The sequence below is a fragment of the Nakamurella sp. genome, from assembly GCF_044224575.1.
In the GTDB taxonomy this organism is placed as follows: domain Bacteria; phylum Actinomycetota; class Actinomycetes; order Mycobacteriales; family Nakamurellaceae; genus Nakamurella.
This window is the reverse complement of record NZ_JBGAKE010000007.1, coordinates 180,837-195,259: the sequence shown is the minus strand read 5'-3', so window position 1 is coordinate 195,259 and position 14,423 is coordinate 180,837. Positions and strand designations below refer to the sequence as shown.

Here is a 14,423-nt window from a genome sequence, read left to right as displayed (position 1 = left end):
GACAGATCCGCTAGGACAGATCCTGGTCCCGGGTGGCGAAGTTGGGCCGGTTCGGGTCGATGGGGTCCGGCTCGTCCGGATCGATGTTCGTGGTGGCGAAGTTCGGGGTCCCGGCCGGGATCGGGTCCGGCTCGGCCGGATCGATGTCCGTCGTGGCGAAGTTGGGCTCGCCGACCTCGCCCAACTCGGTCGACCGGCCTTCCCGATCGAGGCGACCGCGGGCGAAGTCGGGTTGCACGGGTGTCGTGTCCCGGTCGTCCTGACCGGCCACGGGATCCGGCGCGCTGTCGCGATGTTTCATGACGTTGTCCTTCCCTTCGGGGGTGCGGGCGGCACCGCCACCTCCAGACAACCACGATCCGCCGTGGTGCGGGGCGCCGCCAACGGCGGACGCCGTCGCCGGTGCGGTTGCGGTCGGGCGCACCGCTGGCAGACTGCCAGGCGAAGGCCGACATTGCCGCGGCGCAGGGTCGTGGTCCGGGCACGGCCAGAGGTGGTCGAAACATGAAAATTCATGAACCCCCCCAGATCCGGGTCGGCGGCGACCGTCCCGCTGTGCCCGGCGCCGGCGGTCGCGCCGGCCGACCGGACCCGGGTGCCGGTCGATGACCCAGAGCACACGGGAGGGCGGGAAGAACGACACCGACCAGGTTCGCAACGTGGTGCTGGTCGGCCCGGGCGGGGCCGGGAAGACTCTCCTGGTCGATTCGATCGTGTTGGCCACCGGCGCGACCACCCGGCTCGGCTCGATCGAGAACGGCAGCACGGTCTGCGATTTCGAGGACGTCGAAAAACGGATGGGTCGCTCGGTGTCGTTGTCGGTGGCCAGTGTGGTGGCCACCGACATCCCCGAGGTCGCCGGCCCGGTGCGGATCAACCTCGTCGACACCCCCGGTCACGCCGACTTCGTCGGGGAGTTGCGCGCCGGCCTGCGGGCCGCGGACGCCGCCCTGTTCGTCGTCTCGGCCACCGACACGGCCGCGGCCGGCGGAGTGATCGACGGGGCGACCCGCATGTTGTGGCAGGAGTGTGCCGCGGTCGGCATGCCGCGCGCCGTCGTCATCACGCACATCGATCAGCCCCGGGGCAACTTCGCGGCGGCCGTGGAGAACTGCCAGCTCGCGTTCGGCGATGGCGTGCATCCGCTCTTCCTGCCGGTCCGTTCGATCGTCGGCGAGCCGCCCACCGCGCTGATCGGCCTGCTGTCGCAGACCGTGTACGACATCTCCTCCGGCGCCCGCGTCGCCCGGCCGGCCGACGACGACGAGCAGAAGGCGATCTCCGGCGCCCGGGAGTCCCTGATCGAGGCGGTGATCACCGAGTCCGAGGACGACGGGCTGCTCGATCGCTATCTGGCCGGCGAGCAGGTCGGTTTCGACACCGTCGTCGACGACCTGGAGACCGCGGTCGCTCACGGCAGTTTCCATCCGGTGATCCCCTGCATCCCCGCCACCGGGCTCGGCGTCCCCGAGCTGATCGAGGTGATCGGCCGCGGACTCCCGCACCCCGAGGAGCACGTGCTGCCGGCGGTGTACACGCCGGCCGGGGCGGACCGCGAGCCCCTGACCGGTAGCCCCGACGGACCGCTGGTCGCGGAGGTGGTCAAGACGACCACCGACCCGTACGTCGGGCGGATCTCCATCGTGCGGGTGTTCTCCGGCACCCTGCTGCCGGACGTGCCGGTGCACGTGTCCGGCCACTTCGCCCGCTTCTCCGGGCATGCGGAGGACGAGTCCTGGCACGCGGAGCACGATCTCGACGAGCGGGCCGGAGCGATCTCCCGGCCGCTGGGCGGCACCCTCACGGGCGTGCCGAAGGCCGTCGCCGGGGACATCGTGTCGGTCGCCCGGCTGGCTCACGCGGAAACCGGCGACACGTTGTCCGACCCGGCCGACCCGGCCGTCCTCGCGCCCTGGGCCATGCCCGAACCGTTGTTGCCGGTGGCCATCGCGGCCCGCACCTCCAGCGAGGAGGACAAGCTGGTCCAGGGGTTGGCCCGGCTGCAGGCGGAGGACCCGACGGTCCGGGTCGAAGTGAATCCCGCGACCGGTCAGCTGCTCATGTGGACGATGGGTGAGCAGCAGCTCGAGGTGCTGCTGGACCGGCTGCGGGCCCGCGCCGGGATCGAGGTCGCGGTCGCCCCCGTGCGGGTGGCGATCCGGGAGACGATCAAGAAGGCAGGCGCCGGGGTGGGCCGGCACGTCAAGCAGTCGGGCGGGCACGGCCAGTACGCGGTGGCCCAGATCGAGGTGGAGCCCCTGCCGGAGGGCGGCGGGTTCGAGTTCGTCGACCAGGTCGTCGGCGGGGCGGTCCCCCGCCAGTTCATCCCCAGCGTCGAGAAGGGCATCCGCGCCCAGCTGGACAAGGGGGTGAGCGGGCACCCGATGGTCGACCTGCGGGTCAAACTGGTCGGCGGGAAGGCGCACAGCGTCGACTCCTCCGACGCGGCCTTCCAGCTGGCCGGATCGTTGGCCCTACGGGAGGCCTCGCACGCCGCCGGCGTCCAGCTGCTCGAACCGATGGACTCCGTGACGATCACCGTGGACGACGAGTTCGTCGGCGCGATCCTGGCCGACCTGGCCGCCAAGCGTGGGCGGGTGCGCGGCACCGAGTCCGCCGGCGACGGTCGTTCCTCGGTCCAGGCCGAGGTGCCGGAGCTGGAGTTCATCCGGTACGCCATCGAGCTGCGGTCACTGGCCCACGGCACCGGAAGTTACAGCAAGCAGTACCTACGGCACGCGCCCGCGCCGGAGCACGTCGTCACCCGGTTGCAGGCCGAGGACAAGAAGGAGGGCTGACCGGGAGCCGGGAATGCGACACGTCTCACCATGCCCGGATGAACCGACTGTCACCTAGCGGGACTAACTTGTGCAGCATGTGGGCTGTGTCCGATGGAACCGCTCCTACCGAGGCGCCGGCCGCGCCGCGGGCGCCCCTCCATGGCTGGGCCGCGGCGGCGGCCGAGCCCGGGTACGCCGACGGTCTCCGCCGGCTGCTGACCAGCTACCGATCGATTCCCGCCGATCGCCGGGTGCGGCTGGCCAAGCGGACGTCGAACCTGTTCCGGGCCCGCAGCCGGACGGACACCCCGGGCCTGGACGTCGCGGGGCTGTCCGGGGTGCTGTCGGTCGATCCGGTCGCCATGACGGCGGACGTCGGCGGCATGTGCACCTACGAGGACCTGGTCGCGGCGACCCTGCCACACGGCCTGGCGCCGCTGATCGTCCCGCAGCTCAAGACCATCACCGTCGGCGGGGCGGCCACCGGTGGTGGCATCGAATCGGGGGCATTCCGCAGCGGCGTGGTGTACGACGCCAACGTCGTCATGGACATCCTGACCGGCGCCGGGGATGTCGTCACCGCGGCGCCGGGCGGTCCGCACGCCGACCTGTTCTACGGCTTCGCCAACTCCTACGGCAGCCTGGGCTACGCGACCCGGCTCCGGGTGCGCCTCGAGCCGGTGCAGCCCTTCGTCGCCCTGCGGCACCTGCGGTTCCACGACCTGGCCGGCCTGCAGGCCGCGGTGGCCACGATCAGCGCCGCGCGCGAGCACGGCGGTGAACGGGTCGACTACCTGGACGGCGTGGTCTTCACCGCCACCGAGCAGTACCTCACCCTGGGCCGAATGACCGACGAACCCGGCCCGACCAGCGATTACACCGGGCAGCAGATCTACTACCGGTCCATCCAGGAGCGCACCACCGACCGGCTGACCATTCACGACTACCTGTGGCGGTGGGACACCGATTGGTTCTGGTGTTCCCGCGCATTCGGCGCCCAGCAGCCGGCGATCCGCCGGATGTGGCCGCGCCGGTACAAGCGCAGTTCGGTGTACTGGAAGCTGGTGGCGCTGGACCGCCGGTTCGGCATCGCCGACCGGCTGGAGGCCCTGCACGGACGGCCGCCGTTCGAGCGGGTCGTGCAGGACGTCGAGATCCCCGTCGAACGGACCGCGGACTTCCTGACCTGGTTCCTGGAACAGGTTCCGATCGAACCGATCTGGCTGTGCCCGTTGCGGATCCCCCGCCGGCCCGACCGGTCGGCCGGCAGCCGCGAACCGACCTGGCCGCTGCACCCGTTCGAGCCCGAACGCAGCTACGTCAACATCGGGTTCTGGTCCGTGGTGCCGCGGCAGCCGGACGATCCGGGCGCGACGAATCGCCGGATCGAAGCGGTGGTCGGCGAACTCGGCGGGCACAAGTCGCTGTACTCGGATTCCTTCTACAGCCGCGAGGAATTCGCGGCGAAGTATGGCGGGGCCGTCTACTCCGGCCTCAAGGAGCGGTACGACCCCGACCATCGGTTGTTGGATCTCTATGACAAGGCGGTGCGCCGACAATGACCACATTCCGATCCTCGATCACCTCGACCCACCTGCACACGCCCAGGCCGACCCGCCATTCCGGGTCGATGACGATCGCGCAGATGGCTTCGGCGGTGTCCGACGGTCCGTTGCCGTTCCGGCTCACCGCCTTCGACGGCAGCGAGGCCGGCCCGCCGGACGCCCCCGGCCTGCAGATCCGCAACCGGCACGCGCTCAACTACCTGCTCACCGCGCCGGGCGACCTCGGCCTGGCCCGGGCGTACGTCGCCGGCGACATGGACATGACCGGCGTGCACCCGGCCGACCCGTACCCGTTGCTGCGGTTGATGGACGACGAGCTCCGGCTGCGCCGCCCGTCCCCCGGCGAGGTCGTGGATCTCGTGCGCAGTGCCGGCCTGACCAGCCTGCTGCCGGTTGCGCCGCCCCCGCAGGAGACGACCCCCCGGTGGTTGCGGGTCGCCCACGGGCTCGGGCACACCCGCAAGCGGGACTCCTCGGCGATCGGCAAGCACTACGACGTCTCCAACGCCTTCTACGAGATGGTGCTCGGGCCGTCGATGACCTACACCTGCGCGGTCTACCCGACGATCGACGCCACGCTGGAGCAGGCCCAGGACGCCAAGCATGCATTGGTGTTCGACAAGCTGGGGCTGCAGCCGGGCGACCGGTTGCTCGATGTCGGGTGCGGGTGGGGCGCGATGGTGCGGCACGCGGCCCGCCGCGGGGTGCGCGTGCTGGGCGTCACGCTGTCCCGCCAGCAGGCGGAATGGGGGCAGCGGGCGATCCGCGACGCCGGCCTGACCGATCTCGCCGAGATCCGGCATATGGACTACCGGGACGTGCCGGAATCCGGGTTCGACGCGATCTCCTCGATCGGCCTGACCGAGCACATCGGCGTCAGGATGTACCCCGACTACTTCGGCCGGCTGTACGGCAAGCTTCGACCCGGCGGCCGGTTGTTGAACCACTGCATCACCCGGCCGGAGAACCGCACCACGCCCAAGGCCGAGCCGTTCATCGACCGGTACGTCTTCCCGGACGGCGAGCTCACCGGCTCGGGCCGGATCATCATGGCCATGCAGGACACCGGTTTCGACGTCCGGCACGCCGAGAACCTGCGCGAGCACTATGGAATGACGTTGCGTGACTGGTGCGGCAACCTCGAACGCAACTGGGATCGCTGTGTCGACGACGTCGGCGAGGCGACCGCCAAGGTGTGGGGGCTGTATATGGCGGCCTGCCGGCTCGGCTTCGAGCGCAACAACATCCAGCTGTTCCAGGTGCTGGGCGTCAGGCCCGGCGACAAGGGCGACGCGGCCGTGCCGCTGCGGCCATGGTGGACCGGCTGACCGAGCGGTTCCCCGCGGGCAACGGCCGTCGACGACATGGCGCGGCCGTCACCGGGCGCGGCGCGGCGGTGGTTCCGGAACTCGTTTCGCGGCAACGACATTGGCCAGCGGCACGGTGACCGGGCCGCGGCGGGTCTCGATCTCGCACATGGTGCCGTCGCACCAGCGCAGGTAGCCCAGCGCGTCGGTGAACCCACCGGGTACCCGGTGCCGGGCCACCACCCGGGTGCCCGGTTCGGCCGCCCGCAGGAAGTCCGCGGGGAAAGGCTCGGCGGGTGCGGGCCCGTGGAGGGCGGGCCCACCACCGCGAGTCGGTGGCGGCACGCTCATCCCGCGGCCGCCACCTCGAGCAACGCGAGAAGTCCCGACTCGGCCTCGCGCTTGATCGGCTCCGGGTCCCGGGGGTGGAACGCCTCGCGGGCGTCGTCACCGGACGGCCCGGTCTCGATGGTGTAACCGTATGTCTTGTGCAGCGCCGGATCGGCCAGGTGCCGGCTCCACGCGTAGTCGCTGTGGGTGCCGGTGGTCGGGTAGAGCGTCATGCCCGGCTCGGGGCTGTACCGGCGGCCACGGACCGCGGCGATCTCGTCGACGATCCGCTGCGCGACCGTCCGGAACTCGGCCAGGTCGTCGGGCGCGATGTATTCGGCGTACCCCGGCTTGCCCAGCGGCCGGCACGTCCCGGTCGGCACCGTGCGGAAGTTCTGCGCCGGATCCGTGGTCTGGTTGGCGGCATGGCCCCACGGGTAGATCACCAGCTCGGAGAACGAGTGCACGTCGGCGAAGTGGTCGACCCGGTAGGTGTCCAGCAGATGCTTGACGTTCTTGTTCTCCGGCTCGCTGAAAGCCCCGGATCCGCAGTAGATGTCGGTGCACGGTGCGCACGACGTCTGCCCCTCGGTGACGCCCCACAGGATGTCCGCGTTGCGGTTGAGGTCGACGCCGTCGCACTTCGTGCCGGGGTTGTCCCGACGGTTCTTGCGCCACATGTCGTCGACGGTCATCACGTAGGTGCGGCCGTCCGGGTTGACGCAGGGGAGCAGGTACAGCGCCACGGTGTCGAGCATGGCGCGCAGCTGCGCGGCCGGCCACGTCCGGTTTCCCAGGACGACGTCGGTGCCGTTGCGGTAGGCCGCGACCAGGTCGACGGCGAGCTCGACGAGCAGGTCCGGGTTCATCAGCTCCCGGGCGTGGGTGCCGCCGATGAGCAGGACACCGGGTCGCCGGTCGATCGGCGGGCCGTCCGGGGCGGCGATGCGCAGGGCGGACACCGGGGTGCCCTGGATCGAGGATTGCGGCAGCGGCAGTGCAGTGCACAGATCGGGCGCGGTGGCGACGAGTTGGGCGGCGACGGCATCCAGCTGGGCGACGGTCCGGTACATCACTGCTCCTCGTCGCTCGGCGCCGCTGCGGGGTCGGCGGCCGGGCTGCCCGGCTCGCCCAACCGGGCGGTCAGCCAGCCGGCGACATCGTCCTCGGTGGCGACCAGCGCGGGGTCCAGCGGCCGGACCGGCACGGATCGCTGGACGTTGACCTGCAGGCCCGCTGCACGCAGCCGGTCGAGTTGCTCGGCATCGACGAGCAGCCGGACGTTGTCCCGGTCCGGGAGGCGGTCCAGGTCCAGTGCACTTACCCGGGCCGTTCGCCCCTCCCGCTCGTCCGCCGACTCGGCGGCCGGCGACTCCAGCACCACCTCGAAGCGTTCCAGTTGGCCGTTCGTCGGTTCATTCCCCGGCGACACCGGCGTGGAATCGGACATCGGCACTCCCCCACCCTCCGTGCTGCGCTGTCGCCCGACCGTACGCCGCGGGCCGGCCAGGGCGCGCGGACATTTTCGTCGTCGGGGCGAGGCGGGGTGATCGGGGCGGGCCGGAGGTGCGACCCGTCCCCGGCGTAGGAACGGCCCGTCGCCACCTCCGGCGGCCCGAGCGCCGCATTCGGCGGCACGTCCGTGATGAAAGGCCCGGTGCCCCCCGGCTCGCCGGGCCTCCATCACTGACGGTTACTCTAATCCTCGCGGTGGCCGATGCGTAACCCGTATGCACGAACCTTTCGGGTGAAACGGTGGTAACGACTTCGTAATGTGACCATCAGGTGCGTCGATAGGTGCATGGACGCGGCAGTACTGGCGAGGTGTCCACGGTGGGGGCTGCTCGCGCTCGGTGGTCGGGCGGGCGTTGCCCGGGTACGGGTGTGCTGCCCGGCGACCCGGGGGGTCAGGCCGACGGGCCGGCGTGCGGTCCCTCGTGGTGACGTCGACGCAGGCACGGATCCGTGTCGTCGGCGTAGCCGCAGCGCGGCGTGTGACACCGCGCGCACCGGGCGACCAGCTCGTGCGGATCGAACAGACGCGCGATGGCCAGGACCTCCCACTCGTGCGGGCACTCGTCCTTGGCCGGCCGGTTCTCCCAGTCCCACGGCCACGCAGGTTGCAGCGGCCACGATGCGATCCCTCGGGACCGCGGCGCCATTGCCGTACCCACTCGATACCCCCATCACGCAGAGTACGAAAGTTCGTACTCTATCGGAGCATGGCACCCGAAAGCACTACTGTCTTCGTCACTCTTTCGGCGGGTTGTTACGCCGTTGCCACGGCGTCGCGCCCCGACCTGCGGAGCCGACGGCGGTGTCAGACCCCCTTGCCATGATCGCCTCATCAGCGACATGGAAAGGGGCACGCCGTGACGGCCTCCATCTCCGGGCTCATCTCCGGTCCGGTGCGACTCGAGGAACTGGATCTGACGATGGACGTCGTGGCCGCCGCACTGGCCGCGGCCGACCGCGAGTCCGCGCACTGCTCGGAGCTCGATCCACCGATCCTGGAGGGTCTGCTTCGCTGGGGCCGGGCGACCCGGGCGCTGCGCGAACAGCTCGTCCCGCAGGGCTGGACCTACGACAACCCGAACAACCTGGCCCGGACGATCCACCCGTCGGGCGACTTCGCGGTGGTGCTCGCCACCGGCGATGAGGGCACCGGCCTGCCCAGTACCGGCGCCGGCCCCCGGCACACCCGCGGGTACGCCACCGAACAGGCGATCCACGCCAACGGCCAGCTGGCTTTCGAATTCGGGTCCTTGCTGCACCTGGCCGCCGCGGGACGCTCGGCCGGCCTGGGCCATCTCCAAACCTGGTTCCTGCTCTACCACCCCGAACCGGAGCACTTCCGAGCAGAGCTCTCGCTGCCGCGGGGCATCGATCGGGGCCGGATCACCCGGTGGACCGAGCGGATCCTGCTGCCGCCCCTGCCCCGGGGCGCCCCGGTGGCCGCACCGGTGGTGCGGTTGGCCGAAGCGCGGTCTTAGAAACCGGCTGCCCTGCCCGAAGGGGCAGGTTTGGGCCCGCAACTTCCGCCCCCGGCCGGGCAAGGTCGACAATGGGTGCGGCAGATCGTCGTCGACGACCGGAGGGTGCTGGAATGCGGCAGCACAATGCGGACGAGTCCGGCTGGTCGGCACCGCGCCCGGTCCAGCGCCACGCCGACGGTCCGGCCGCCATGGGTGGCGTGTCCGACGTGCTGCTGGGCCTGCAGCGATCGGTGGGCAACGCCGCGGTGGCCGGCCACCTGCGCGATGCGCATCATCGGGCGACGGCGGCAGCGCCGATGGCGTTCGTGCAGCGGTGCGGTCCGACGCCGTGCAGCTGTTCGGCCGACGAGCGGGCCGACTACGCCGAGAAGCATCCCGACGAAGCGGCCGCCCCCGACGCCGAGACCGCCGGCGCCGGGCACGACGTGGGCTGATCGCCCGGCGCGTGCGACGGCGCCAGCAGGCGGTGGCGCTGGGCGCTCGACGCGGGCGGGTCCCGGATGCGCGGCCCCGATCGGCCGCCTACTCTTCGCATCGAAGATCACTGAGAGTTCTCGGCTGGTCACATCCAGTGAATGAGGGTGTCGATGTCGCAGACCGTTGCCCCGACCGTGCCGTCCGCCACCCTGCCGTCGAACCTGGGCCGGGCCCGGATGAACCTGGTGTTCGTCACCGTCATGCTGGGCATGCTGCTGTCCGCGCTGGACCAGACGATCGTGACGACGGCGCTGCCGACCATCGTCGGCGACCTGGGCGGTGCCGGGCACATGAGCTGGGTGGTCACCGCCTACCTGCTGGCCGAGACCATCTCCACCATTCTGGCCGGCAAGTTCGGCGACATGTTCGGCCGCAAGATCCTGTTCCAGATCAGCGTGGCCGTGTTCATCATCGGCTCCGCCTTCTGCGGGCTGGCCCAGGACATGGAGATGCTGATCGCCAGCCGCGCGGTGCAGGGGCTGGGCGGCGGCGGTCTGGCGGTCACCGCGACCGCGCTGATCGGCGAGGTCATCCCGCTGCGCGAACGCGGCCGGTACCAGGGCGCATTGGGTGCGGTGTTCGGGGTGACCACCGTCATCGGTCCGTTGCTCGGTGGCCTGTTCACCGACCACCTGTCCTGGCGGTGGGCGTTCTACGTGAACATCCCGATCGCGCTGGTCGTCATCGCGATGGCGGCGACCACCATCCCGCGGCTGACCGAGCGCACCAAGGTGCCGGTCGACTACCTGGGTGTGTTGTTCATCGGGCTGGGGGCGACGGGCCTGACCCTGGCCACCACCTGGGGCGGCAGCATGTACGCCTGGTCGTCGCCGACGATCCTCGGGCTGTTCGCCGGGTCGGCCGTGGCCATCGGCGCCTTCGTGTTCGTGGAGAGCCGGGCCGTCGCGCCGATCCTGCCGCTGCACCTGTTCCGCAGCCGGGTGTTCACGATTTCGTCGGTGCTCAGCTTCGTTGTCGGCTTCGCAATGATGGGGTCGATCACCTACCTGCCGGCGTTCCTGCAGTTCGTCGACGGCGCGTCGGCCACCGAGTCGGGTCTGCGGATGCTGCCCCTGGTGCTGGGCCTGCTGGCCACCGCAATCGCGTCGGGCAACTACGTCAGCCGCACCGGGCGGTACCGGATGTTCCCCATCGCCGGGTCGATCGCGACCGGTCTGGGCCTCTACCTGTTCAGCACCATGGATGCCGACACCGCCTTCTGGCTCGAGGCGCTGTTCATGGTGGTGCTGGGGGCCGGCATCGGCCTGATGATGCAGATCCTGACGCTGATCGTGCAGAACACCGTGTCCTTCGAGTATCTCGGCGCGGCGACGTCCGGGGTGTCGTTCTTCCGCACGCTGGGCGGCTCGTTCGGCGCGTCGATCTTCGGCACCCTTTACGCCAATCATCTGGCCGACCGGTTGCCCGCCGCGATCGTGGCGGCCGGCCTGACCGACCCGCAGGCGGCGGGCGATCCGCAGGCACTGCACGCGCTCCCGGCCGCGCAGCAGGCGCCGATCATCGCCGCCTACGCCGAGACGTTCCAGTACGTGTTCCTCGGCGCCGTCCCGTTCGCCGTGCTGGCACTGGTGATCGCGCTGATGATGCCGCAGGTGGCGATGCGCGAGGTGACCGCGGAGCTGGACCGCGGCCCGGGCGCCGGGTTCGCCATGCCCCATCCGCCCGGCGAGACCGATCAGCTGGAGGACCTGGTGGCCGGGGTCCTGAAACGCAGTGGCCCGGACGTCGGGGCCCGGGTGCTGTCGGCGGCCGGGACCGGGCTGTCCGAGGCACAGGTCTGGGGCCTGGGGCAGGTGCTTGTCCGGGGCTGGGTGCTGGAGCAGCCGACGATCAGCCAGTCGGGCATCGAGGACTGGGTCGGTGTGCCCGCCGGCGTGCTGACCAGCTTTTTCGACGGCCTCGTCGCCGACGGCCTGCTGTCCCGCCGCGGTGACGTCCTCGCCCTGGCGCCGGCCGGCGAGCGGGCCGGCGCGGCGATCATGCTGGCCTGGCGGGACTATCTGCGCGACCAGCTGCGGGAATGGTTACCGGCCGACCGGGTCGAGTCCGCGGAGACCGACGCGACCATGCTCCGCGTGGTCGCCCGGCTGATCCGCGAGTCCACCGCGCCGGGCCGGCACAGCACGGAGCTCGCGGGCCGCCCGGACGCCTGAGCGGATCGCTTGACTGGACCTGACGTCTCATCGAACGTATGTTCGACTGATGATGCCCTGGGCCTTGACCGAGCAGCGGCCCGAGTATTGCCCCACCGGTCACCCGTTCGTCGCCGGGCACATGATCGTCGGCTGGGAGCCCTGCCATTGCACCGCCGGGCACACCGGGCACCGCACCTACTGGTGCGAGTTCTGCGGCGCCGTCGTCGAGGTGCCGCCCTGCGTGCGAACCGGGGTCGCGACGCCGCAGGCGCTGGGACTGGCGCGGCCGGAGCAGGCCTGACGCGGCTCGATGAGGTCGAAGGGCCGGTTCCGTTGTTCGGCCGGGCCGATGGCAACGGAAACCGGCCCCTCGATAGGAGTTTCGTCCGTTCGGCCGGTTACGCCTCGTCCGCGAGCTCTTCTTCGAGCTCTTCTTCGAGCTCTTCTTCGGCGAGCGCAACCGCCAGGCCGAGCGCCTCGGCGATCTTGGCCGACGCCGACACCACCCGCGGGGTGCCGACCACCGGCGCAACGGCGACGAGCAGGCTCTGCACGTCCTCCAGGGTGATCCCGACCTCGACCGCCGTGCCGGCGTTCAGCAGGTATGACGCGGTCGGCGCATCCACCGCGATCAGCGCCGCCAGCCGGGCAATGATGTGTTCGCGGGCCGGCAGCTCGCTCCCCACGATCGACACCGCGGTCATCGCGGCCAAAGCGTCGAGCACCGGAGTTTCCTCGGGCATGTGATTGTGTCCCTTCAGGTTTCAACCGCCGGACCCGGTCGGATCACAGCTCGGGAGGGTCAGTCAACCATTCGACCCAGCCGGTCGAATCCCCCGATCGGGATGAGACGTGGCCGCTCCTGGTCGGCGCGGCGGGCGACCGTCGGGCTCCCCGCCGCGCCGTCGACGCTCACGGAGCGGCGGTGGCCTTCCCGTTCGCGACCGGGTTGGACTCGGGGCTGTAGAGGTCGTGGTCGTTCTCGACGAAGGCGCCGGGGACGGCGGCCAGCTCCGGCGCGTGCGGGTGCAGGGCGTGGTAGTGCGGGTCGCTGCGGAGCTCCTTGGTGAGCGAGATGCCGAGCAGGGTAATGATGATCGTGAACGGCAGGGCCGAGAGCAGGGCGGCCTGCTGCAGGGCCTGGAGTCCGTTGGCCAGCAGCAGCACGATGGCGCACAGGCCGGTCAGCGCGCCCCAGGCGAGCAGGACGGGCTTGCGCGGGTAGAGGGTGCCCTTGCAGGACAGCATCCCCAGCACGTAGGTGTTGGCGTCGGCGCCGGAGATGAAGAACAGGGCGACCAGCAGCAGCGCCATCACCGAGGTGATCTCGGTCAGTGGCAGGTTGTCCAGCAGGGCGAAGAACGCGTTGTTGATGTTCTCGTTGGTGGCCTCGACGATGCCGGCGCCGTTCATGTCGAGCTTGATCGCGGAGCCGCCGAAGATGGTGAACCACACCGCGAAGACCAGCGTGGGCACACCGAGGACGCCGAGGATGAACTGCCGGATGGTCCGCCCCTTGGAGATCTTGGCCAGGAAGACCCCGACGAACGCCCCCCAGCTCAGCCACCAGGCCATCATGAAGTAGGTCCACCACTGCATCCACGCCATGTCGTCCGCATTCAGTGGGGTGAGCAGGCTGGTGCTGAAGAAGTCGCCCAGGTACTGGCCGGTCGAACGGACGAACAGGTTGGAGATGAAGTCGGTGGGACCGAAGAAGACGACGTAGACCGCGAGGCCGACGGCGAGGACGGTGGTGACCTGGCTGATGTACTTCACGCCGCGGTGCACACCGGACAGCGCCGAGAGCGTGAACAGGATCGTGACGACCACGATGATGACGATCTGGGTGCCGACCCCGTTCGGCGTGCCGAAGATGCGGCCCATCCCCTCGTCGATCTGCGACGAGCCCAGGCCGAGCGAGGTGGTGGTGCCGAACAGAGTGGCCAGGATGGCGAAGACGTCGACGGCCTTGCCGAACCACCCGTCGACGATGCTGCCCAGGACCGGGCGGAGCATCGGCGAGATCAGGCCCGAGCGATCCTTGCGATGCCGGGACCAGGCGATCGCCAGCCCGAAGACCGCGAAGATGGCCCAGGCATGCGGGCCCCAGTCGAAGTAGCTGTACTGCATGGCCCGCACCGCGGCGTCCATGCTCTCCGGCTGGGCCAGACCGTGCGGCGGCGTCGCGAAGTGCGAGATCGGCTCGGCGACGCCGTAGCTGATCAGGCCGACCCCCATCACCGCGGACAGGATCATGGCGAGCCAGGCCCAGGCGGAGAACTCCGGCCGATCCTCGGGCTTGCCCAGGCGGATCGCGCCGTAGCGGGTGCAGGCCAGCGAGATCAGGAAGATCAGGCAGGCCAGGGGCACGATCAGGTAGGTCCACCCGACGGACGAGGTCACCCAGGCGCTGGCCGCGCTCATCACGGCGTTGAGGTTCTCCGGCCAGATCGACGCCCACAGGACGAAGACGGTGAGCAGCGCCACCGACGAGTAGAAGACGGCGCCGACGCCGTGCATGCCTGGGGCATCGGCGAACGGCCGGTCGACTCGGGTGACGGTTCGGGCGCCTGCCGTGGGCTGGGCGGTGTCGGACATCTGCACTGTCCACCTTCGGTTCGGGGAACCCTACGGCTCCGGAGGGTTGTCGAGCGGCCGGGTCTGCGACGGGCTACCGGCTCGGTCGAAGTGGGGTGGGGTGGGCACCGGCGGCGAGGGCCAAGGGCCTACTGAATGCTCTGATGCATGGTAGAACCGTAGTAACTGAGCCGCATCCGGTCAAGACCTGGGACGCTCAAAGATGATGAACTCC

General features: G+C 70.4%; 13 protein-coding genes. 7 read left to right on the top strand and 6 right to left on the bottom strand.

The genetic code is table 11. The features are described 5' to 3' along the window. Window positions 1-10: 10 nt before the first annotated feature. Complete coding sequence (locus tag ACILSK_RS10470) at window positions 11-301, bottom strand: hypothetical protein (protein ID WP_395727088.1); 291 nt, start codon at window positions 299-301, stop codon at window positions 11-13. A gap of 304 nt (window positions 302-605) precedes the next feature. Here ACILSK_RS10470 and ACILSK_RS10465 point away from each other — a divergent pair, with 304 nt between their 5' ends. From ACILSK_RS10465 to ACILSK_RS10455, 3 genes are all read left to right on the top strand, one after another. Then, complete coding sequence (locus ACILSK_RS10465; RefSeq protein ID WP_395727087.1) at window positions 606-2,798, top strand: elongation factor G-like protein EF-G2; 2,193 nt, start codon at window positions 606-608, stop codon at window positions 2,796-2,798. A gap of 194 nt (window positions 2,799-2,992) precedes the next feature. Then, complete coding sequence (locus ACILSK_RS10460) at window positions 2,993-4,342, top strand: FAD-binding oxidoreductase (protein WP_395727141.1); 1,350 nt, start codon at window positions 2,993-2,995, stop codon at window positions 4,340-4,342. Further along, a complete protein-coding gene (locus tag ACILSK_RS10455) occupies window positions 4,339-5,673 on the top strand; it encodes a class I SAM-dependent methyltransferase (protein ID WP_395727086.1) in 1,335 nt (444 codons plus the stop codon). The genes ACILSK_RS10460 and ACILSK_RS10455 overlap by 4 nt, the downstream gene beginning before the upstream one ends. Window positions 5,674-5,721: 48 nt before the next feature. On the opposite strand, the gene ACILSK_RS10450 is transcribed toward ACILSK_RS10455, so the two are convergent. Genes ACILSK_RS10450 through ACILSK_RS10440 form a run of 3 tightly spaced genes read right to left on the bottom strand, consistent with a single transcriptional unit; the run spans window position 5,722 to window position 7,432 of the window. Continuing rightward, window positions 5,722-6,003, bottom strand: coding sequence for a ferrous iron transport protein A (locus ACILSK_RS10450; protein ID WP_395727085.1), 282 nt, complete (start codon window positions 6,001-6,003; stop codon window positions 5,722-5,724). Continuing rightward, the gene (locus ACILSK_RS10445) at window positions 6,000-7,055 is read right to left on the bottom strand and encodes a M14 family zinc carboxypeptidase (RefSeq protein ID WP_395727084.1); all 1,056 of its coding nucleotides are present in this window, start codon (window positions 7,053-7,055) and stop codon (window positions 6,000-6,002) included. Before ACILSK_RS10445 ends, ACILSK_RS10450 begins: the two co-directional genes overlap by 4 nt. Next, on the bottom strand, window positions 7,055-7,432 hold the full coding sequence (locus ACILSK_RS10440; protein WP_395727083.1) for a hypothetical protein: 378 nt from the start codon (window positions 7,430-7,432) through the stop codon (window positions 7,055-7,057). Before ACILSK_RS10440 ends, ACILSK_RS10445 begins: the two co-directional genes overlap by 1 nt. Window positions 7,433-8,354: 922 nt before the next feature. Here ACILSK_RS10440 and ACILSK_RS10435 point away from each other — a divergent pair. From ACILSK_RS10435 to ACILSK_RS10420, 4 genes are all read left to right on the top strand, one after another. Next, window positions 8,355-8,975 carry a hypothetical protein gene (locus ACILSK_RS10435; RefSeq protein WP_395727082.1) on the top strand — a complete coding sequence of 207 codons (621 nt, stop codon included), beginning with the start codon at window positions 8,355-8,357 and terminating at the stop codon, window positions 8,973-8,975. Window positions 8,976-9,088: 113 nt separating this feature from the next. After that, a complete protein-coding gene (locus ACILSK_RS10430) occupies window positions 9,089-9,412 on the top strand; it encodes a hypothetical protein (RefSeq protein ID WP_395727081.1) in 324 nt (107 codons plus the stop codon). A 153-nt stretch (window positions 9,413-9,565) separates the two neighbouring features. Beyond that, window positions 9,566-11,629, top strand: a complete 2,064-nt coding sequence (locus ACILSK_RS10425; RefSeq protein ID WP_395727080.1) for a DHA2 family efflux MFS transporter permease subunit — start codon at window positions 9,566-9,568, stop codon at window positions 11,627-11,629. Window positions 11,630-11,678: 49 nt separating this feature from the next. Beyond that, a complete protein-coding gene (locus ACILSK_RS10420) occupies window positions 11,679-11,912 on the top strand; it encodes a hypothetical protein (RefSeq protein WP_395727079.1) in 234 nt (77 codons plus the stop codon). Window positions 11,913-12,009: 97 nt separating this feature from the next. Here ACILSK_RS10420 and ACILSK_RS10415 read toward each other — a convergent pair whose 3' ends face one another. Together ACILSK_RS10415 and ACILSK_RS10410 are read right to left on the bottom strand one after the other, a co-directional pair. Continuing rightward, entirely contained in the window at window positions 12,010-12,354 is a 345-nt protein-coding gene (locus ACILSK_RS10415; protein ID WP_395727078.1) for a carboxymuconolactone decarboxylase, read from the bottom strand. Between the two features lie 169 nt (window positions 12,355-12,523). Further along, window positions 12,524-14,209 carry a BCCT family transporter gene (locus ACILSK_RS10410; RefSeq protein ID WP_395727077.1) on the bottom strand — a complete coding sequence of 562 codons (1,686 nt, stop codon included), beginning with the start codon at window positions 14,207-14,209 and terminating at the stop codon, window positions 12,524-12,526. Window positions 14,210-14,423: the final 214 nt, after the last annotated feature.

Coding starts and splice junctions, on each gene's coding strand:
- ACILSK_RS10440 (WP_395727083.1), bottom strand. CDS start 7,432: ATGTCCGATTCCACGCCGGTGTCGCCGGGGAATGAACCGACGAACGGC.
- ACILSK_RS10445 (WP_395727084.1), bottom strand. CDS start 7,055: ATGTACCGGACCGTCGCCCAGCTGGATGCCGTCGCCGCCCAACTCGTC.
- ACILSK_RS10455 (WP_395727086.1), top strand. CDS start 4,339: ATGACCACATTCCGATCCTCGATCACCTCGACCCACCTGCACACGCCC.
- ACILSK_RS10410 (WP_395727077.1), bottom strand. CDS start 14,209: ATGTCCGACACCGCCCAGCCCACGGCAGGCGCCCGAACCGTCACCCGA.
- ACILSK_RS10430 (WP_395727081.1), top strand. CDS start 9,089: ATGCGGCAGCACAATGCGGACGAGTCCGGCTGGTCGGCACCGCGCCCG.
- ACILSK_RS10450 (WP_395727085.1), bottom strand. CDS start 6,003: ATGAGCGTGCCGCCACCGACTCGCGGTGGTGGGCCCGCCCTCCACGGG.
- ACILSK_RS10425 (WP_395727080.1), top strand. CDS start 9,566: ATGTCGCAGACCGTTGCCCCGACCGTGCCGTCCGCCACCCTGCCGTCG.
- ACILSK_RS10415 (WP_395727078.1), bottom strand. CDS start 12,354: ATGCCCGAGGAAACTCCGGTGCTCGACGCTTTGGCCGCGATGACCGCG.
- ACILSK_RS10470 (WP_395727088.1), bottom strand. CDS start 301: ATGAAACATCGCGACAGCGCGCCGGATCCCGTGGCCGGTCAGGACGAC.
- ACILSK_RS10465 (WP_395727087.1), top strand. CDS start 606: ATGACCCAGAGCACACGGGAGGGCGGGAAGAACGACACCGACCAGGTT.
- ACILSK_RS10420 (WP_395727079.1), top strand. CDS start 11,679: ATGATGCCCTGGGCCTTGACCGAGCAGCGGCCCGAGTATTGCCCCACC.